Origin of the sequence: Azonexus hydrophilus, from assembly GCF_038368255.1 — a bacterium.
GTDB classification, from domain to species: Bacteria; Pseudomonadota; Gammaproteobacteria; order Burkholderiales; family Rhodocyclaceae; genus Azonexus; species Azonexus hydrophilus.
The window spans coordinates 835,592-853,915 of record NZ_CP151406.1 but is presented as its reverse complement, the minus strand read 5'-3'; the positions used below and the strand labels follow the sequence as shown (position 1 = coordinate 853,915).

17 protein-coding genes and 1 tRNA gene are annotated in these 18,324 nt (G+C 63.1%); 7 read left to right on the top strand and 11 right to left on the bottom strand.

Annotation, left to right across the window (positions count from 1 at the left end):
• Nucleotides 1–163: 163 nt before the first annotated feature.
• The 4 genes from AADV58_RS18630 to AADV58_RS18625 all read left to right on the top strand — a co-directional run bounded on the left by AADV58_RS18630 (nt 164) and on the right by AADV58_RS18625 (nt 1,971).
• A complete protein-coding gene (locus AADV58_RS18630; RefSeq protein WP_424243830.1) occupies nt 164–706 on the top strand; it encodes a KilA-N domain-containing protein in 543 nt (180 codons plus the stop codon).
• Nucleotides 707–851: 145 nt separating this feature from the next.
• On the top strand, nt 852–1,058 hold the full coding sequence (locus AADV58_RS04155; protein ID WP_341744156.1) for a hypothetical protein: 207 nt from the start codon (nt 852–854) through the stop codon (nt 1,056–1,058).
• Complete coding sequence (locus AADV58_RS04150; RefSeq protein WP_341744155.1) at nt 1,055–1,591, top strand: BRO-N domain-containing protein; 537 nt, start codon at nt 1,055–1,057, stop codon at nt 1,589–1,591. The genes AADV58_RS04155 and AADV58_RS04150 overlap by 4 nt, the downstream gene beginning before the upstream one ends.
• Nucleotides 1,588–1,971 (top strand): DUF1376 domain-containing protein, encoded by a 384-nt coding sequence (locus AADV58_RS18625; RefSeq protein WP_424243829.1) that lies wholly within the window; start codon nt 1,588–1,590, stop codon nt 1,969–1,971. Before AADV58_RS04150 ends, AADV58_RS18625 begins: the two co-directional genes overlap by 4 nt.
• 98 nt (nt 1,972–2,069) lie before the next feature.
• Here AADV58_RS18625 and tnpC read toward each other — a convergent pair whose 3' ends face one another.
• The 11 genes from tnpC to AADV58_RS04095 form a co-directional block, all read right to left on the bottom strand.
• Entirely contained in the window at nt 2,070–3,593 is a 1,524-nt protein-coding gene (tnpC, locus tag AADV58_RS04145; protein ID WP_341743362.1) for an IS66 family transposase, read from the bottom strand.
• A 62-nt stretch (nt 3,594–3,655) separates the two neighbouring features.
• A complete protein-coding gene (gene tnpB, locus AADV58_RS04140) occupies nt 3,656–3,985 on the bottom strand; it encodes an IS66 family insertion sequence element accessory protein TnpB (RefSeq protein ID WP_341743361.1) in 330 nt (109 codons plus the stop codon).
• On the bottom strand, nt 3,982–4,350 hold the full coding sequence (locus AADV58_RS04135; RefSeq protein WP_341743518.1) for a transposase: 369 nt from the start codon (nt 4,348–4,350) through the stop codon (nt 3,982–3,984). The genes tnpB and AADV58_RS04135 overlap by 4 nt, the downstream gene beginning before the upstream one ends.
• 785 nt (nt 4,351–5,135) lie before the next feature.
• A tRNA-Ala gene (locus AADV58_RS04130) sits at nt 5,136–5,211 on the bottom strand.
• Nucleotides 5,212–5,264: 53 nt separating this feature from the next.
• Complete coding sequence (locus tag AADV58_RS04125; protein WP_341744154.1) at nt 5,265–6,260, bottom strand: L-threonylcarbamoyladenylate synthase; 996 nt, start codon at nt 6,258–6,260, stop codon at nt 5,265–5,267.
• Nucleotides 6,260–7,399: a 5-(carboxyamino)imidazole ribonucleotide synthase gene (locus tag AADV58_RS04120; protein ID WP_341744153.1), complete on the bottom strand. Its 1,140-nt coding sequence runs from the start codon at nt 7,397–7,399 to the stop codon at nt 6,260–6,262. Before AADV58_RS04120 ends, AADV58_RS04125 begins: the two co-directional genes overlap by 1 nt.
• Nucleotides 7,396–7,938 (bottom strand): ORF6N domain-containing protein, encoded by a 543-nt coding sequence (locus AADV58_RS04115; protein WP_341744152.1) that lies wholly within the window; start codon nt 7,936–7,938, stop codon nt 7,396–7,398. Before AADV58_RS04115 ends, AADV58_RS04120 begins: the two co-directional genes overlap by 4 nt.
• Nucleotides 7,939–7,944: 6 nt before the next feature.
• The gene (gene purE, locus AADV58_RS04110; protein WP_341744151.1) at nt 7,945–8,442 is read right to left on the bottom strand and encodes a 5-(carboxyamino)imidazole ribonucleotide mutase; all 498 of its coding nucleotides are present in this window, start codon (nt 8,440–8,442) and stop codon (nt 7,945–7,947) included.
• Nucleotides 8,439–9,311, bottom strand: a complete 873-nt coding sequence (folD, locus tag AADV58_RS04105) for a bifunctional methylenetetrahydrofolate dehydrogenase/methenyltetrahydrofolate cyclohydrolase FolD (RefSeq protein WP_341744150.1) — start codon at nt 9,309–9,311, stop codon at nt 8,439–8,441. Before folD ends, purE begins: the two co-directional genes overlap by 4 nt.
• A gap of 71 nt (nt 9,312–9,382) precedes the next feature.
• Entirely contained in the window at nt 9,383–9,994 is a 612-nt protein-coding gene (locus AADV58_RS04100; protein ID WP_028994868.1) for an indolepyruvate oxidoreductase subunit beta, read from the bottom strand.
• Nucleotides 9,991–11,865 (bottom strand): thiamine pyrophosphate-dependent enzyme, encoded by a 1,875-nt coding sequence (locus AADV58_RS04095; RefSeq protein ID WP_341744149.1) that lies wholly within the window; start codon nt 11,863–11,865, stop codon nt 9,991–9,993. Before AADV58_RS04095 ends, AADV58_RS04100 begins: the two co-directional genes overlap by 4 nt.
• A gap of 281 nt (nt 11,866–12,146) precedes the next feature.
• On the opposite strand from AADV58_RS04095, the gene aceE reads away from it, so the two are divergent.
• From aceE to lpdA, 3 genes are read left to right on the top strand one after another with little or no spacing between them, the layout of a single operon-like run.
• The gene (gene aceE, locus AADV58_RS04090) at nt 12,147–14,816 is read left to right on the top strand and encodes a pyruvate dehydrogenase (acetyl-transferring), homodimeric type (protein WP_341744148.1); all 2,670 of its coding nucleotides are present in this window, start codon (nt 12,147–12,149) and stop codon (nt 14,814–14,816) included.
• Nucleotides 14,817–14,831: 15 nt separating this feature from the next.
• Nucleotides 14,832–16,475: a dihydrolipoyllysine-residue acetyltransferase gene (aceF, locus tag AADV58_RS04085; RefSeq protein WP_341744147.1), complete on the top strand. Its 1,644-nt coding sequence runs from the start codon at nt 14,832–14,834 to the stop codon at nt 16,473–16,475.
• Between the two features lie 12 nt (nt 16,476–16,487).
• Nucleotides 16,488–18,251 (top strand): dihydrolipoyl dehydrogenase, encoded by a 1,764-nt coding sequence (gene lpdA, locus AADV58_RS04080; protein ID WP_341744146.1) that lies wholly within the window; start codon nt 16,488–16,490, stop codon nt 18,249–18,251.
• The last annotated feature ends 73 nt before the right edge of the window (nt 18,252–18,324 follow it).

The window sequence follows — 18,324 nt, the reverse complement described above, 5'->3', positions numbered from 1 at the left end:
CCCATAGGCCATTCCGCAGAGGGAAGTGCTTCGGCACCTTCAGAGGCAATTTTGGGTTGCACCGATGCGCTGGCAACGCTTCTCTCCATTGGCTCTAAAGCAGCGCGGCTACAGGGAATCTTGCAGGCTTCTGAGGTGGGGCTGCTAGAAAGTGTGGGTGTAGATGAAAGGTCTACTCCGGGATGGGGGGGCGGTGCTCGGCAATCGTCATGGGGTCCTGGTCGTTCTTTGGCTGGTGACCTTCCGTTTGCCGAAACACGTTTCCCTCCTACCACTACCTGTCTGCTTATTCGCAGCCCTCCGTACCGAATCCTTTAACGGCCTCCCCATCGTCTTCCGGGAGGATGGCTATATCAACATGACCAAGGCAGCGAAGCACTTTGGGAAGGACCTGAAGGAGTTCTTCAAGAACAAAGGAACCAAGGAGTATTTCAAGGCAATGGAAGTAATGGGTGGAATTCCCCCTATTACTCTCAAGCAGGCCAAGAGGGGGAATCAGTTCGTGGCGGACGCCGGCACCTACGGGCACCCCAAGCTGGCCGTCTTCTTCGCCCGCTGGCTGGATGTCCGGTTCGCTGTGTGGTGTGACCTGATGATCGGCTGCGCCAGCAGCTACTGCGTAGCGACAACATCCCCAAGAGGCGTCTTCAGGTCTCCGCAGCGGCGCCTACCGAAGAGGTCCTGCAGATTGGCTTTAAGTTATTGATTTGGTGTTGTTTTTAAGGGGTTTTGAGGGGTAAAACCCACCTATCGCATTTAGGGGGTGCGGGGGTGTGGGGGAGAGGGGGATTCCTTTCCGCCATTCTGCTGCCCACCTGATGCGTTCCTTTAACCCTTGTAAGAAAGCATCTATGAATCAAGTACGAAACGAGGCGGTAGTGTTCCGCCAGGTCGCCTTCCCGGTCTCCGCATTCGACCACCTGAAGGATTACCTCCGCAGCTATGAGCACAAGCACGGGGTCAAGATCACGAATAGCCAGGCGCTAGCCCTGATCCTGGCAGAGCATAAGCAGGCGTCTGCCGCTGGCCTTCTGGTGGCTACTGGAGGTGCAGCATGAACGCCCCCAGCACTTCCCTCCAGGTATTCCAGTTTGACAACGTAGCCACGGGGGCCAGCCTGTCCCTGAATGCCTTTGAGAAGGATGGGCAAGTCTGGTTTGTGGCTAACGATGTCTGCAAGGCGCTAGGCATCCACCCCACTTCCACCCGCCGACTGGAGGAGGATGAAAAGGGGCTGCATAAAACGCAGACCCTTGGGGGCCTCCAGCAGGTTGTCATCATCAATGAATCTGGCCTGTACTCCCTGATCTTCAGCAGCAACAAGGAGCAGGCCCGACTCTTCCGCAAGTGGGTCACCTCCCAGGTCATCCCCTCCATCCGCAAGCATGGGGGCTACATCAACGGCCAGGAGGCCCTTGGGGCTGAGGACCAGCAGGCTACCCTTCAGGTCATCCAGCAGGAGGCCGAGAGGGCTAGGGCCAAGCACTACGAGGAGAAAGAAGCCCGTGGCGAAGCGTTGCGCATGATGCGGAGGACCCCCAGCTATGGCCCTGGAGGGAATCCTAGGAAGAAGCTGGGGGGTGCGGCATGAGCAGCAGGAAGACAGACCGCATGGCCTGGTACAAGATGGATGCAGGGGCCTTCCTTGGAGAGACCCGAGGGCTACCCCTTGTCCATGTTGGCCTCTATATCAACCTCCTAAACCTGTACTGGACCCGAGGCAACGAGCTACCGCCGAGCGAGGAGACCCTAAAGCGGCAACTCGGGGTCACTACCGAGGGCGAGGCTAAGGCCCTCCAGGAGGTCCTAGCAGAGTTCTTCCCGGATGGGCGTCACCATGCACTAGACGCGCAACTGGTTCAGGTTAAAGAGGATAGCCTTCAGCGCTCAGCACGGGCTACCCAGCAGCACGCCAGGGGGAAGGAGCAGCTACCCAAGCAGTCCGCTGCCCCTCACGCAATGGACTTTTAAGGGGGGCGGGGCAGGTGTGGTGCATATGCACTGCACTTGCACTGCATCTGAGTGCTAAAGAGAGGTAAGCGCCCGGCAAACCCAGGTTGATTTCTGATTCAGGTGGCGGATTCTGGCTTCCAGCGATGCGGGAGCAACTCGCCGATCCGGCTGTTGGGCTGGGTTGGCAGGCGAGACAGGACGTCCTTCAGATAGAGGAAGGGATCATGGTCGTTGAGCTTGGCGGACTGGATCAGGCTCATGATGGCAGCCGCCCGTTTGCCGGCGCGCAGGCTGCCGGCGAATAGCCAGTTCTTCCGGCCCGTAGCAATCGGGCGGATGCGGTTCTCGATCCAGTTGTTGTCGATCGGCACCTGACCGTCGTCGATGTAATGGACGAGTGCCGTCCAGCGTTTGAGGCTGTAATCAATCGCCTTGGCCGTCGATGATCCACTGGGCACCTGCAATCGGTGGCGGGTCAGCCAGCCGTGGAATTCATCCAGAATCGGTTTGGCCTGCGCCTGGCGTATTCGTTGCCGTTCGTCAGGGCTCAGTTCGGCAACTTCCCGCTCCACCTGGTAGAGCTTCTGAATATAGACCAGCGCCTGCTGGGCAATCTGGCTCTGGTTGTTGGCGTGCAGATCGAAGAACTTGCGGCGTGCATGGGCCATGCAACCCGCTTCGGTCACGCCGTCGGCAATCAGCGCCTTGTAGCCTGCATAATCGTCGCAGACGAGTGTGCCGCGCCAGGTGTCGAGGAACTCCTGGGCATGCTTGCCGGCCCGGCTGTCGGCGAAATCGTAGATGACGGCCTTGATCGGTTCGAAAGCGCCGATGCTGTAGGACCACAGGTAGGCCCGATGCGTCTTTCCTTTGCCGGGGTCGAGCATCGCCACCGGTGTTTCATCGGCATGCAGTACCGGATAGCTCAGCATTTCGGTCTTCAGCGCATCCACCAGCGGTTGCAGGGTGACGCCCATCTGACCGACCCACTCGGCCAGGGTCGATTGCGGAATCGGCAGACCAGCCCGGCCAAAGATGCCTTCCTGACGATACAGCGGCAGGTGATCGAGATACTTGGCGATCAACACATGCGCCAGCAGGCCGGTGGTCGGGATGCCCTTGTCGATGACATGGGCGGGCACTGGGGCCTGGACCAGTGTTTCGCAGTGAGCGCAGGCCCATTTGCCACGGATGTGGCGTTCGACTGTAAAGGTGCCGGGCGTGTAATCCAGCTTCTCGGCGACATCTTCGCCGATGCGTTGCATTTGGCAGCCGCAGGTGCAGGTGGTCGACTCCGGTTCGTGGTGAATCTCGGTACGCGGCAGTTCCGGCGGCAGGGGTTTGCGCTTGGCTTGGCCCTTCGGTTTCGATTCGGAAAGCTGTGCCAGTTCTTCGGTGATCGCCGCCATGTCGGCAGCGAGGGTTTCTTCAAACAGTTGCCCTTGTTCAACCGGCAAGCGCTCTGCCTTGATGCCGAAGTAGTGACGCTTGTAGTACGCCACCTCATGCGTCAGCTTGTCGATCTTGATCTTGCGCCAGTTCAGTTCCCGATCATTGCGGGTAATGACCTCGGCTTGCTGACGAACCAGTTCGCGCAGTTCGTCGGCGCTGAGTTGATCGAGGTTGGCGGGCAAGGTCATGGCCGACATCATGCCGCCAGCAAGGCGAACTGGCTATCGTGGACTTCCCCAATAGTGGACGATCAAAGAACTCGAATCACCCCGCCATCGGCCAGACGTTCCCAGGGCAGGCCAAGAATCAGCGCATCAAACTGCCCCCGGGTGAGTCCGGTACGGCCATCGCCGGGGCGAAGCTGAAATCGCCCCTGGTTCAGTCGCCGGTTGGCCAGCCAAACGCCGTAGCCATCATGCACCAGCACCTTCAACCGGGTGCCGCGTCGGTTGGCAAAGAGGTAGGCATGGTGCGGCTGCGCCTCGCCAAATATCCGCACCACCTGAGCCAGGATTGTTTCCGTTCCTGCCCGCATGTCCAGCGGCCGGGTCGACAGCCACAAGGCATCAACCCGGATCATCGCAGCCAGTCGCGCAACCAGGCAGCGCAATCGCCGGACGCTTGGACCGGCCATTCGACCTTGATCGCGGTGTTGCCCCGGCGGACTTCGATCCGGATATCGCCCAATGTCGGCATGGCCGGGGCCATCGGCAATTGCACGAAGGCCGGTGCCGGCGTCGCTTCGAGCACAGGCATCGCTACGCGTCGCGTCGGCGGTTCAATACCGCGCTCACGCATCCAGCGCCGGACCTGATTGGCATTAACGCCATTCGCCATCGCAATGCCGGCGACCGAGGCACCTGGTTCGCAGCACGCCTCAATCACCGCCAGCTTGAATTCCTCCGGGTGATGCCGCCTGCGCCGACTTGGCTTCTGGATTTCCATCGAAAGTGTCCACCATCGTTTTTAAAGGGACACGATCTTCAAGGTCTAACGCGTCAATTTACAGATGGGTTTGCCGGGCGCTTACAAAGAGAGATAGATATACAGAGAGAAAGAAACATAGACAGATACATCCGTAGAGAAGACAACCTATACAAGACAATTCAGAAGATGCCTCTTCCAAGATAGACCACCTATTCATGGGATATCGTTGATTGATGGCTATGTACTGGCTTGTCTGTGTAGGTTGTCCCTCAAGTTAGGGGCTCCTTGTAAGGGGTGACCTAGTACGTGGTCTCATCCCTCCTAGGCATCTCAAGAGGCCTCTATAAAGCCTCCTGGATTACTACCTACTCATGGTCATAAATTCTGGGGAATATTTCTGAGAGGTCCAGCCTTCTACCGCTGCTGCTGTCTTCCCCCCGTGGGGGTGGTCTGAAGCATAGGCCCCGGAAAGATACCTTGCGGGTTCGAAGGGGGTCTATCTCCAGGGGGAATCCCTAGAGGCACCCTCCAGGACGCACAGGAAGGGGCCTAGAAGGCGCTGTAATCCCTTTGCCTACACGCACCTAGCCTGGATAGGGTGGGCTCCTGTAGGGGCTTCCTGTGCTGTCAAGACTGGTGTGGTAGGTCCTGCTGTGGTAGCTTGGATATAGGCAGTCGGTCACCCGCCTGTCACCCTGGAGTCACCCTGAGAACCTAAGCAGGGGGACCGGAAGGGGAAGCTAACAAGGATGTCTAGAAAGCACAAAGGCCTGTAAAAACAAGCCTCTGTGGGGTAGGGAACCTGGTGGACCGAATGAGGATCGAACTCACGACCTCCGCATTGCGAACGCGGCGCTCTCCCAGCTGAGCTATCGGCCCGTGGCGGGGATTATAGCCTAGCGTTGGACGGAATTCACCAGCGCCCGCGGAAGTCAGATTTGTCCGGCGCCCGCCGCGGCGCGGCGCAGGCGGTCGGCGACGGCGGCCCATTCGGCGCCGGCTGGCAGGGCCTCGACGACGATCAGGTCGACACTGGCGTGATCCATGTCACGCAGCGCGGCGTAGAGGTCGTGGGCGTAGCCGACCGGGTCGGCCGGCAGCATCCGCCAGGCGTGCGGCATGCCGGCCTGCGGCGGCTGGTTGGGGCTGATCACGCCGCAAGTGCCGCCGCGATGGCGCTGGGCGTTGAGGAAGTCGAGCAGGCGCTCGCCGGTGACCACGCGCAGCGGCGTGGTCGGCGCATAGTGCGCCTCCAGCGAGCCGGAGACGCGGGGCGCGCCGTGGCTGGTTTCGATGGCCGGCGCGCGGCCGAGCACCGCTTCGAGATGCAGCGGCGAGATGTGGCCGGGGCGCAGCACCACCGGTTCGCCGCGCGAGCAGTCGATGATCGTCGATTCGATGCCGACGGCGCAGGGACCGCCATCGAGGATCAGCGGCACGGCTTCGCCCAGTTCCTCGGCGACGTGGGCGGCGGTGGTCGGGCTGATGCGGCCGAAGCGGTTGGCCGAAGGTGCCGCGATGCCGGCGTGGCTTCCCTTTGCGGCGGCAAAACGGCGCAGCAGTTCGAGCGCCACCGGATGGCCGGGGACGCGCAGGCCGACGGTGTTCTGGCCGCCGGTGACGGCGTCGGGCACCCAGGCCTGCTTCTTCAGGATCAAGGTCAGCGGGCCGGGCCAGAAGGTTTCCATCAGCTCCCAGGCCACCGCCGGCACCTGCTCGGCCCAGGCCTCGACGGCATCGTGGCCGGCCAGGTGGACGATCAGCGGATGATCGGCCGGGCGGCCCTTGGCGGCGAAAATTTTCGCCACCGCCGCCGGGTTGGCGGCGTCGGCGCCGAGGCCGTAGACGGTCTCGGTCGGCAGCGCGACCAGTTCGCCGGCCAGCAGCAGGTCGACAGCACGCTGGTAATCCGCGTCGGAAGGCGTCATCAGTCCTTGATGCCGATGGCGGCGCGGGCGGCCAGCGCGGTCTTCTGCACGGCTTCGGGGTTGTCGCCGATCACCGTGAAGTGGCCCATCTTGCGGCCTGGCCGGGCGTGGTGCTTGCCGTAGAGGTGCAGCTTCAGGTTGGGGATGGCGTAGAGCACCGACCAGTCGGGTTCGCGGTAGGTATCGCCGTCGTACCACAGGTCGCCGAGCAGGTTGACCATCACCGACGCCGAATGCGCACGCGGCTCGCCCAGCGGCAGGCCGCACAGCGCGCGCACCTGTTGCTCGAACTGGTTGGTGACGCAGGCGTCGAGGGTGTAGTGGCCGCTGTTGTGCGGGCGCGGCGCCATTTCGTTGACCAGCAGCTGGCCACGGCTGACGAAGAACTCGACGCCCATGGTGCCAATGTAGCCGAGCTTTTCGGCGATGCGCGCGGCGACGTCTTCGGCGTCGCTCTTCATGCAACCGGAAGTGCGCGCCGGCACGATGGAGACATCGAGGATGCCGCGCGTGTGCTGGTTTTCCCCGGTCGGGAAGCAGGCAACCTGGCCGTTTTCGTCGCGCGCCAGCACGACCGAAACTTCGTAGTCGAGCGGCAGACGCTGTTCGAGCACGCATTGCTCGCCCTTGAACTGGGCGAAGGCGAGCAGCGCTTCCTCGATGTTGTTGACCGTCGCCTGGCCTTTACCGTCGTAGCCGAAGCGGGCGACCTTGAGGATGGCCGGGAACAGGCTGGCCGGCGCGGCCTTCAGGTCGGCGTCGCTGTTGACCTCGATGAACGGGCCGTGCGGGAAACCGTTGTCGCGCAGGAAGGATTTTTCGCTGACGCGGTGCTGGCAGATGGCCACCGCCGCCGCGTGCGGGCGCACCGGCACGAACTTGGCGAGGTAGTCCAGCGTCGCTGCCGGCACGTTCTCGAATTCTGTGGTGATCGCGGCGCAACCGGCGGCGAATTCGTCGAGCGCGACGTAGTCGTCGTAGGAAACGCAGAAGTGGCGTTCGGCGATCTGCGCGGCGGGAGAGTTTTTGTCCGGGTCGAGCACCCAGACCCGGTAGCCCAGTTCGTGGGCAGCGGCAACGAAGAAGCGGCCGAGCTGGCCGCCGCCGAGCATGCCCAGCGTGGCGGGCGGCAGGATCATTGTTTCTTCTCCTGAGAATCAGTCACGAAGCCGATCTGGCGCGACGAGGATAGTGGTGGGGTCGCCATCTGCCGGATGGTTGCCACCAAGGTGGATAGGGTGTTGTCGTGACGCGCGACACGCGCTTCAAGCTCGTCCAGGCGCTCAGCCAAGTCCTTGTGTTCGACCAGCATCTGGCGCAGGCGAACAAAGGCGCGGACAACGAAGACGCTCATTTCGACGGCACGCGAACTGTTCAGAATACTAGCCGCCATGATGGCGCCGTGTTCTGTGAATACGCGCGGCAGGTGAGGGGAAAATTTGAGCTTGACGAGGTGGTCGCAATTTGCGACCACCTCGGCCTTCTCCTCGGGTGTCACTTGGAACATGAAATCGATGGGGAACCGCTCGAGATTCCGCTTCACTTGTTCATTGAAGCGCTTCGTCGTCACCCCGTAGAGCTCTGCCAGATCGCTGTCGATCATGACGCGCTCGCCGCGCAACACGAGGATGCGTTGCGGCAGTTGGTCGACGCTGAAACGGAGCTGGTCCTCTCCCATTGCGGCTCAGACCTCGGGCAGCTTCATCGCCAGGACCTTCTCGGTCTGGGCGGCACGGAAAGCCTGCAGCTTGGCGTTCAGCGCCGCGTCGCCGTTGGCCAGCATGGCGACGGCAAACAGCGCGGCATTGGCGGCACCGGCCTCGCCGATGGCGAAGGTGGCAACCGGAATGCCCTTGGGCATCTGCACGATGCTGTGCAAGGAATCGACGCCGGACAGCGCGCGCGACTGCACCGGCACGCCGAGCACCGGCACCGTCGTCTTGGCAGCGAGCATGCCGGGCAGGTGGGCAGCGCCGCCAGCGCCGGCAATGATCGCCTGCAGGCCGCGCGGGCTGGCGGTCTCAGCGTATTCGAAGAGCAGGTCGGGCGTGCGGTGGGCGGAAACGACGCGGGCTTCGAAAGCGACGCCGAAGTCCTTGAGGATGACGGCGGCGGCCTGCATGGTCGGCCAGTCGGAGTCGGAGCCCATGACGATACCGACGGAGATTTTCTTGTCGCTCATTTGCGGATTCCTGCTTTGCGTTCGGCGGCCTCGATGGTGTTGGCCAGCAGCATGGTGATGGTCATCGGCCCGACGCCGCCCGGCACCGGGGTGATCTGGCCGGCGACGGCGAGGCAGTCGTCGAAATCGACGTCGCCGCACAGTTTGCCCGCATCTGGCCCATCTTGCAGGCGGTTAATGCCGACGTCGATGACCACGGCGCCCGGCTTGATCATGTCGCCCTTGACGAACTTCGGCTTGCCGACGGCGGCGACGACGATGTCGGCGCGGCTGGTGTGGAACTTCAGGTCGCGCGTCTTCGAATGGCAGACGGTGACGGTGGCGCCGGCGTTGATCAGCAGCATTGCCATCGGCTTGCCGACGATGTTGGAGCGGCCAATGACGACGGCCTCCTGGCCGCTCAGATCGACATTGCCCTTCTCGAACATCTTCATCACGCCATACGGGGTGCAGGGAATGAAGCGCGGCGAGCCCTGCGACAGCGCGCCGACGTTCTCGGCGTGGAAGCCGTCGACGTCCTTCTCGGCGGAAATCGCTTCAAGGACTTTTTCTTCGTCGAAGTGCTTGGGCAGCGGCAGTTGCACCAGGATGCCGTGGATGGACGGATCGGCGTTCAGTTCGGCGATCTTGTCGAGGACGACCTGCTGATCGACATCCTTCTCGTAGACGATCTTCTCGGAGTGCATGCCGATGGCCAGACAGCCATTGACCTTGTTCTTCACGTAGACCTGCGAGGCCGGGTCTTCGCCAACCAGAATGACCACCAGACCGGGCTGGTGCCCCTTGGCCGTCAGGGTTTCCACGCGTGCCTTGAAGCTCTGCCGGAGCTCTTCCGCCAGCGCCTTGCCGTCAATGATTTGTGCCGTCATCGTCCATCCGTCAAAAAGAAAAGGGGAAAGGCGGTGGCCTTTCCCTTTGATTCGGCGCGGATTTTACCAGATTACGCGAGCGCTGCTTCAGCTGCGCCAACCGCCGCCCTGCCGGCCTCGAAAGCACGCCGGTTGAGTTCGACCAATTTCTCGCCCTTGCGCGCAAAACGCTTGAGCACGCAATCGAGCAGGACTTCCGCACCGAACGGCAGATGATCGGCGATGGCGCCGAGCATGACGGTGTTGCCGAGGCGGATGTCGCCGAGTTCCTGGGCGATCGTCGTCGCGTCGAAGGCGACCACCTTGTTGCCGGTCTTGCGGATTTCGGCGAGCGGATCGTCGGGGTAATCGAACAGGCCGAGTTCGACCACCGGCGGCACCAGCCGGGCGGTGTTCATCAGCGTGATGCCGCCTTTTTTCAGCATGTGCTGCCAGCGCATCGCCTCGGCCGATTCGAAACCGAGCAGCACGTCGGCACTGCCCGGTGTGATCTGCGGCGACAGCACGCGCTCGCCGAAACGCAGGTGCGAGGAAACGACGCCGCCGCGCTGCGCCATGCCGGCGACTTCGGTTTTCTTGGCATCGTGACCGAGGGCGATGGCCGCTTCGGCGAGAATTTCGGTGGCGGTCATGACGCCCTGACCACCGATACCGACGACGAGGATATTGGTCGTTGCGCTCATGCCGCACACCCTCCCTTGACGAACTGGATCGGCGCGCTCGGTACGTAGTGCTCGATCGCCTTCGGCGCGCAGGGCTGCAGGCAGAGACCGCAGCCGGTACACACCGACGATTCGATGCGGACGAAAGCCAGGTCGACCTCGCGGCCGCTGGCCTTGACCTCCTTGCCGCGCCGCGTGACATGGATGGCCGGGCAGCCGACATCGACGCAGTTGCCGCAACCGGTGCACTTGTCGTCGCTGACGGCATAGGGCTTGAGCTTGTGGTAGTCCTTGATCAGCACGCAGGGCTGGTCGGTGATGATGACCGACACCTCGGGCACCTTCACTTCCTCGCGAATGGTCTTGAACAGCACCGGCAGCTCGTAGGGATTGACCACGTGGATGCGCTCGTCCTTGACCCCCAGCGCCGACACCAGCTTGGCGAAGTCGATGCGCGGCGCGTCGTTGCCGTGGATGTCGCGGCCGTTGCCCGGGTTGTCCTGGCCGCCGGTCATGCCGACGGCGCGGTTGTCGAGCAGCAGCACGGTGACGTTGCCCTTGTTGTACACCATGTCGAGCAGGCCCTGCATGCCCATGTGCAGGAAGGTCGAATCGCCGATCACGGCGACCACGCGCTTGTCCTTGTCGGACTCGCCACGGCCTTTGTCCATGCCCAGGGCGATGCCCATCGACGCGCCCATCGAGACGCAGGTATCCATCGCCTGCCAGGGGTGACCGGCACCCAGCGTGTAGCAGCCGATGTCGCCGGAGATGTTGAGGTTGCGCACCTGCGACAGCGTGTAATAGACGCCGAGGTGCGGACAGGCGACGCACATCGTCGGCGGCCGCGGGAACAGTTGCAGGGCGGCCGTCGCTTCGCTTTCCGGCAGCGCTTCGCCGAGCAACCGGGCGATCGCCGGCTTGAGCACGACCGGCGACAACTCGCCCTGCAACGGCAGGATGTCCTTGCCGATGACGGCGATGCCCTGGGCCTTGAGTTCGGTTTCGAGCAGCGGCTCGACTTCCTCGACCACCACCACCTGATCGACCAGCGCCGCCAGTTCGCGGCACTTCTCGAACGGTGCCGGGCAGGAGAAGCCGAGCTTCAACACCGGGGCGTCCGGGAAGGCTTCCTTGACGTGCATGTAGGCCGGGCCGGAAGTGATGAAGCCGACGCGGCGGTCGCTGCCCGGCTCGATGAAATTCAGCGGCGAAGTCTCGGCCAGCGCGCGCAGGTCGCGGTCACGCTGGAACATCAGCGGAATGCGCTTGCCGGCGTTGCCCGGGACCATCACGTAACGCGCCGGGTCCTTGCGGAAGCCGGCGCCGGTGTGCGGCACGCGCTCACCGACGGTGACGATGGATTTGACGTGATTGATGCGCGTCGTCATGCGCAGGATCACCGGCACCTGGAACTGCTCGGACAGCGCGAAGGCGTCGAGCGTCATTGCGTAGGCTTCCTGCGAATCGGCCGGCTCGAACACCGGCACGTGGGCAAAACGCCCCCAGTAGCGCGAATCCTGCTCGTTCTGCGACGACGACAGGCCGACGTCGTCGGCAATGGCAATCACCAGGCCGCCGCTGACGCCGGTCAGGGTCAGGGTCATCAGCGCGTCGGAGGCGACGTTCATGCCGACATGCTTCATGCAGCAGAAGGCGCGCGAACCGGCGTAGGCGGCGCCGATGGCAACTTCCAGCGAGACCTTCTCGTTGACCGACCACTCGGCGTAGAGATCCGGGTAGGTGGCGATTTCTTCGAGCATCTCGGTCGACGGCGTGCCGGGATAGGCCGCAGCCACCTTGACGCCGGCTTCCCAGACGGCGCGGGCGACGGCTTCGTTGCCGGAAAGCAAATGCCGGCTGGCGGCCGGTGCGGGCATGACTGCTGCCATGAAAGCTCCTGATTACAAAGACAAGAGCGGAAATTATAGGAAGGCGCCAGAACTTCGATTTGATACAACGCAAGCAAGGCCGCTTTAGTTTTTTGTCTCATATCGAATTGCATAAAAAAATCCCGCAAACCAATCACGCAATATTGCACGATGCGAATTTTGTTTTTACAATGCGCAACAGAAACTAGGTGTAAACACGGGGTGTGATCCTCCGTGCAAAGCGTTAAAGTTGTCCTGCTAAGCCAGCAGGACAGAATGAAAACCCACGTAGGAGACAAACCATGGCCGACCAGCCGAACACCCTGCCCGCCGATCTGGACCCGCAGGAAACCCGGGAATGGATCGACGCCCTCGAAGGCGTCATCAGCAACGAAGGCGCCGAACGCGCCCATTACCTGATCGAAACGCTGATCGGTCAGGCCCGCGAAGACGGCATCGACATTCCGTACTCCGCCAACACCGAATACATCAACACCATCCGCGCCGACCAGCAGCCCAAGTACCCGGGCGATCCGGACATGGAGATCAAGATCCACTCCTACATCCGCTGGAACGCCATGGCCATGGTCGTGCGTGCCAACAAGCACACCAACGTCGGCGGCCACATCGCCTCCTTCGCTTCCGCCGCCGCGCTGTACGACGTCGGCTTTTCGCATTTCTGGCGCAGCATCAACGATCCGTCCGGCGGCGACCTGATCTTCTTCCAGGGCCACTCGGTACCGGGCGTCTATTCGCGCGCCTTCATGCTCGGTCGCCTAACCGAAGAGCAGATGGACAACTTCCGCCAGGAAACCGACGGCAAGGGCATCTCGTCCTATCCGCACCCCTGGCTGATGCCGGACTTCTGGCAGTTCCCGACCGTCTCGATGGGCCTCGGCCCGATCCAGGCCATCTACCAGGCCCGCTTCATGAAGTACCTCGACTCGCGTGGTCTGGCCAAGGCCGGCGACCGCAAGGTGTGGGCCTTCCTCGGCGACGGCGAGACCGACGAAGTCGAATCGCTCGGCGCCATCGGCATGGCCGGCCGGGAAAAGCTGGACAACCTGATCTTCGTCATCAACTGCAACCTGCAGCGTCTCGACGGCCCGGTGCGCGGTAACGGCAAGATCATCCAGGAACTCGAAGCCGAATTCCGCGGCGCCGGCTGGAACGTCATCAAGCTGATCTGGGGCACCCACTGGGACGCCCTGTTCAACCGCGACAAGAAGGGCATCCTCAAGAAGCGCATGATGGAACTGTGCGACGGTGAGTACCAGACCTTCAAGGCCAAGAACGGCGCCTACGTCCGCGAGCACTTCTTCAACACGCCGGAACTGCGTGAACTGGTTGCCGACTGGACCGACGACGACGTCTGGCAACTGAACCGCGGCGGCCACGACATCTTCAAGATCTTCGCCGCCTACAACGCCGCCGTCACCCACAAGGGTGCGCCGACGCTGATCCTGGCCAAGACCATCAAGGGCTTCGGCATGGGCCAGGCTGGCGAGGCCATGAACATCTCGCACCAGCAGAAGAAGATGGACAAGGAGCAGATCGCCCGCTTCCGCGACCGCTTTGGCCTGCCGGTCCCCGACGACAAGCTGGAAGAACTGCCCTACCTGAAGTTCCCGGAAGACTCGGCCGAATACAAGTACATGCAGGCACGCCGTGCCGCGCTCGGCGGCTACCTGCCGCAACGCCGCCGCAAGGCCGAGCCGCTGGCAGTGCCGTCGCTCGACGCCTTCACCGCCCTGCTCAAGGCCTCCGGCGAAGGCCGCGAACTGTCGACGACGATGGCCATCGTGCGCATCATGAACATGCTGCTCAAGGACAAGAATGTCGGCAAGAACGTCGTCCCCATCGTCCCGGACGAGTCGCGCACCTTCGGCATGGAAGGCATGTTCCGCGCCGTCGGCATCTGGAACCAGGAAGGCCAGAACTACGTTCCGGAAGACCACGACCAGCTGATGTTCTACAAGGAGTCGAAGACCGGCCAGGTGCTGCAGGAAGGCATCAACGAAGCCGGTGCGATGAGCGACTGGATCGCCGCCGCCACGTCGTACTCGGTGCATAACGTCCAGACCATTCCGTTCTACATCTGCTACTCGATGTTCGGCCTGCAGCGTACGCTGGACCTGTGCTGGGCTGCCGGCGACCAACGCGCCCGCGGCTTCCTGATCGGCGGCACCGCCGGGCGTACCACGCTGAACGGCGAAGGCCTGCAGCACGAAGACGGCCACAGCCTGATCCTGTCGCAACTGATCCCGAACTGCATTTCCTACGACCCGACCTTCCAGTACGAAGTCGCCGTGATCGCCCAGGACGGCATGCGCCGCATGTTCCAGGAACAGGAAGACGTGTTCTATTACCTGACGGTGATGAACGAGAACTACGAGCACCCGGAAATGCCGGCCGGCGCCGAAGCCGACATCATCAAGGGCATGTACTCGTTCAAACAGGGCGGCGAATCGACCGGCCCGCGCGTGCAACTGCTCGGTTCCGGCACCATCTTCCGCGAAGTCATCGCCGCCGCCGAACTGCTCAAGCAGGACTGGGGCGTCGAAGCCGACATCTGGGGTTGCCCGAGCTTCAACGAACTGGCCCGCAACGGTCAGGACGTCGCCCGCTGGAACCTGCTGCATCCGCTGGAAGAACCGAAGCTGTCGCACGTCGAGCAGAAGCTGGCTGGCGCCAAAGGCCCGGTCATCGCCTCGACCGACTACATCCGGATGTTCGCCGAGCAGATCCGTCCCTTCGTCAAGGCCCCGTACGTCACGCTGGGCACCGACGGTTTCGGCCGCTCCGACACCCGCGAGAAGCTGCGCCATTTCTTCGAGGTCGACCGTCACTGGGTGACGCTGGCTGCCCTCAAGGCGCTGGCCGACAACGGCGAGATCGCCCGTGAAAAGGTCGCGGCCGCGCTGGTCAAGTACAACCTGGATCCGGCCAAGCCGAATCCGATGTCGGTTTAAGAAGGGAGCGACGACATGAGCCAGATCATTGAAGTCAAGGTTCCCGATATCGGCGATTTCGACGAAGTCCCGGTCATCGAACTGTTCGTCAAAGTCGGCGACACGATCAATGTCGACGACGCCATCGTCACCCTCGAATCCGACAAGGCCACCATGGATGTGCCGAGTACGGTTGCCGGCACGGTCAAGGAAGTGCTGATCCAGGTCGGTTCGAAGGTGGCCGAAGGCGCCCTGCTGATCAAGGTCGAAGCAGGTGCGGCTGCCGCCGTTGCAGCCGCCCCCGCCCCCGCTGCGGCACCGGCACCCGCCGCTGCGCCGGCCGCTCCGGCGGCTGCACCAGCCCCGGCTGCCGCCGGCGGCCTGGTCGAGGTCAAGGTGCCGGATATCGGCGATTTTGCCGAGGTCCCGGTGATCGAGTTGTACGTCAAGGTTGGCGACAGCATCAAGATCGACGATGCGATCGCCACGCTCGAATCCGACAAGGCGACGATGGATGTTCCGTCCACCGTCGCCGGCACGGTCAAGGAAGTGCTGGTCCAGATTGGTTCCAAGGTCGGCGAAGGCACGGTGCTGATCAAGGTCGAAACCGGTGCCGGCGCAGCTGCCCCGGCTGCCGCGGCGCAAGCTGCCGCGCCGGCGCCCGTTGCTGCACCGGTTGCTGCACCGGTTGCCGCAGCGCCCGCTGCCGCACCGGCCGCCGCGCCCGCCGCACTGGCCCCGGCCCTGCCGGTCGGCGGCAAGGTGCACGCCTCGCCGTCGGTCCGCGCCTATGCCCGCGAACTCGGTGTCGACCTGTCCAAGGTCGCCGCTTCCGGGCCCAAGGGTCGCATCGTCAAGGAAGACCTGACCAAGTACGTCAAGGGCGTGATGTCCGGCGCCACCGCGGCACCGGTCGCCGCTGCCGGCGCCAGCCTGGGTGGCGGGCTCGACCTGCTGCCCTGGCCGAAGGTCGATTTCAGCAAGTTCGGCGAGATCGAGGTCAAGCCGCTGTCGCGAATCAAGAAGATTTCCGGCCAGAACCTGTCGCGCAACTGGGTCATGATCCCGGCCGTCACCTATCACGAAGACGCCGACATCACCGACCTCGAAGCCTTCCGCGTGCTGCTCAACAAGGAAAACGAGAAGGGTGGTGGCGCCAAGCTGACCATGCTGGCTTTCCTGATGAAGGCTTGCGTCAAGGGACTGCAGAAATTCCCTGAGTTCAACGCCTCGCTCGACGGCGACAACCTGGTGCTGAAGAAGTACTTCAACATCGGCTTCGCCGCCGACACGCCGAACGGCCTGGTCGTGCCGGTGGTCAAGAATGTCGACCAGAAATCGGTGTTCGAACTGGCGCAGGAATCCGGCGAACTGGCCAAGCAAGCCCGTGACGGCAAGCTCAAGCCGGCCGACATGTCCGGCGCCTGCTTCACGATTTCCAGCCTGGGTGGCATCGGCGGCACCTACTTCGCGCCGATCGTGAATGCCCCGGAAGTCGCCATCCTCGGCGTCAACAAGTCGGCGATGAAGCCGGTCTGGGACGGCAAGCAATTCGTGCCGCGCCTGACCCTGCCGCTGTCGCTGACCGCCGACCACCGCGTCATCGACGGCGCACTGGCGACCCGCTTCAACGTCTATATCGCACAACTGCTGGCCGACTTCCGTCGCGTCGCGCTGTAAGGGGGAATGACCATGAGCAATCTGGTTGAAGTAAAAGTCCCGGACATCGGCGATTTCGACAGCGTGCCGGTCATCGACCTGTTCGTGAAGGTCGGCGACACGATCAAGGTAGACGACGCCATCGTCACCCTGGAATCGGACAAGGCGACGATGGACGTACCGTCCACGGTCGCCGGTACGGTCAAGGAAGTGCTGGTGCAGGTCGGTTCCAAGGTCAGCGAAGGTGCGCTGCTGATCAAGGTCGAGGCCGGTGCAGCCGCCAGCGCCCCGGCGCCGGCCGCCGCAGCGCCGGCAGCGGCCCCCGTGGCCGCACCGGCTGCCGCCAGCCACGGTGGCAGCGCCGACATCGAGTGCGAGATGCTCGTCCTCGGCGCCGGCCCCGGCGGCTACTCCGCTGCCTTCCGCTCGGCGGATCTGGGCATGAAGACGGTCATCGTCGAACGCTATTCGACGCTGGGCGGTGTCTGCCTGAACGTCGGCTGCATCCCGTCGAAGGCACTGCTGCACGTCACCGCCGTGATGGACGAAACCAGCCACCTGGCCGACGCCGGGGTGACTTTCGCCGCACCGCAGGTCGATATCGACAAGCTGCGCGCGCACAAGGAAAAGGTCGTCGGCAAGCTGACCGGCGGTCTGGCCGGCATGGCCAAGGGCCGCAAGGTCGACATCGTGCGTGGCTACGGTCATTTCCTCGACCCGCATCACCTTGAAGTCGAGGAAACCTCCGGCAGCGGCCAGGACAAGACCGGCAGCAAGAAGGTCATCAAGTTCCAGAAGTGCATCATCGCCGCCGGTTCGGCAGCGGTGCATCTGCCCTTCATCCCGCGCGACCCGCGCATCGTCGACTCGACCGGGGCGCTGGAACTGCGTTTTGTCCCGGAGAAGATGCTGGTCATCGGCGGCGGCATCATCGGCCTGGAAATGGCCACCGTCTATTCGACGCTGGGCGCCAGGGTCGATGTCGTCGAAATGGGTGACGCGCTGATGCAGGGCCCGGACCGCGATGCGGTCAAGGTCTGGGAAAAACAGAATCTGTCGCGCTTCGACAAGATCATGCTGAAGACCAAGACAGTCGCGGTCGACGCCAAGGACGACGGCCTCTGGGTCAAGTTCGAAGGCGAAGGCGCACCCGCCGAAGCAGTCAAGTACGACCTGATCCTGCAAGCGGCAGGCCGCTCGCCGAACGGCAAGAAGTTCGCCGCCGACAAGGCCGGCGTGAGTGTCGACGAGCGCGGTTTCATCCCGGTCGACAAGCAGATGCGGACCAATGTCCCGCACATCTTCGCCATCGGCGATCTGGTCGGCCAGCCGATGCTGGCGCACAAGGCCGTGCATGAAGCGCACGTCGCCGCCGAAGTCGCCGCCGGCCACAAGGCTGCTTTCGACGCCCAGGTCATCCCCGGCGTGGCGTATACCCATCCGGAAGTGGCGTGGGTTGGCTACACCGAAGACCAGGCGAAGAAGGAAGGGCGCAAGGTCGAAACCGCCAAGTTCCCCTGGGCGGCCAGCGGTCGCGCCATCGCCAACGGTGCCGACTACGGCTTCACCAAGCTGATCTTCGATGCCGAAACGCACCGCGTCATCGGCGGCGCCATCGTCGGCCCGTCGGCCGGCGACATGATCGGCGAAGTCTGCCTGGCGATCGAGATGGGCTGCGACGCCGTCGACATCGGCAAGACCATCCACCCGCATCCCACCCTGGGCGAAACCGTCGGCATGGCCGCCGAAGTTGCCCACGGCTCCTGCACGGACGTTCCCGCGCCGCGCAAGAAGTAAGGTCCTCTGCGTTACGCTAAGTTGTTGTATTAGCGTTCGTCTTCGGCGACGGCTCACCCCGTCGCCTTTTTTT

Coding starts and splice junctions, on each gene's coding strand:
- AADV58_RS18630 (WP_424243830.1), top strand. CDS start 164: ATGAAAGGTCTACTCCGGGATGGGGGGGCGGTGCTCGGCAATCGTCAT.
- AADV58_RS04155 (WP_341744156.1), top strand. CDS start 852: ATGAATCAAGTACGAAACGAGGCGGTAGTGTTCCGCCAGGTCGCCTTC.
- AADV58_RS04150 (WP_341744155.1), top strand. CDS start 1,055: ATGAACGCCCCCAGCACTTCCCTCCAGGTATTCCAGTTTGACAACGTA.
- AADV58_RS18625 (WP_424243829.1), top strand. CDS start 1,588: ATGAGCAGCAGGAAGACAGACCGCATGGCCTGGTACAAGATGGATGCA.
- tnpC (WP_341743362.1), bottom strand. CDS start 3,593: ATGACCTTGCCCGCCAACCTCGATCAACTCAGCGCCGACGAACTGCGC.
- tnpB (WP_341743361.1), bottom strand. CDS start 3,985: ATGATCCGGGTTGATGCCTTGTGGCTGTCGACCCGGCCGCTGGACATG.
- AADV58_RS04135 (WP_341743518.1), bottom strand. CDS start 4,350: ATGGAAATCCAGAAGCCAAGTCGGCGCAGGCGGCATCACCCGGAGGAA.
- AADV58_RS04125 (WP_341744154.1), bottom strand. CDS start 6,260: ATGACGCCTTCCGACGCGGATTACCAGCGTGCTGTCGACCTGCTGCTG.
- AADV58_RS04120 (WP_341744153.1), bottom strand. CDS start 7,399: ATGATCCTGCCGCCCGCCACGCTGGGCATGCTCGGCGGCGGCCAGCTC.
- AADV58_RS04115 (WP_341744152.1), bottom strand. CDS start 7,938: ATGGGAGAGGACCAGCTCCGTTTCAGCGTCGACCAACTGCCGCAACGC.
- purE (WP_341744151.1), bottom strand. CDS start 8,442: ATGAGCGACAAGAAAATCTCCGTCGGTATCGTCATGGGCTCCGACTCC.
- folD (WP_341744150.1), bottom strand. CDS start 9,311: ATGACGGCACAAATCATTGACGGCAAGGCGCTGGCGGAAGAGCTCCGG.
- AADV58_RS04100 (WP_028994868.1), bottom strand. CDS start 9,994: ATGAGCGCAACGACCAATATCCTCGTCGTCGGTATCGGTGGTCAGGGC.
- AADV58_RS04095 (WP_341744149.1), bottom strand. CDS start 11,865: ATGGCAGCAGTCATGCCCGCACCGGCCGCCAGCCGGCATTTGCTTTCC.
- aceE (WP_341744148.1), top strand. CDS start 12,147: ATGGCCGACCAGCCGAACACCCTGCCCGCCGATCTGGACCCGCAGGAA.
- aceF (WP_341744147.1), top strand. CDS start 14,832: ATGAGCCAGATCATTGAAGTCAAGGTTCCCGATATCGGCGATTTCGAC.
- lpdA (WP_341744146.1), top strand. CDS start 16,488: ATGAGCAATCTGGTTGAAGTAAAAGTCCCGGACATCGGCGATTTCGAC.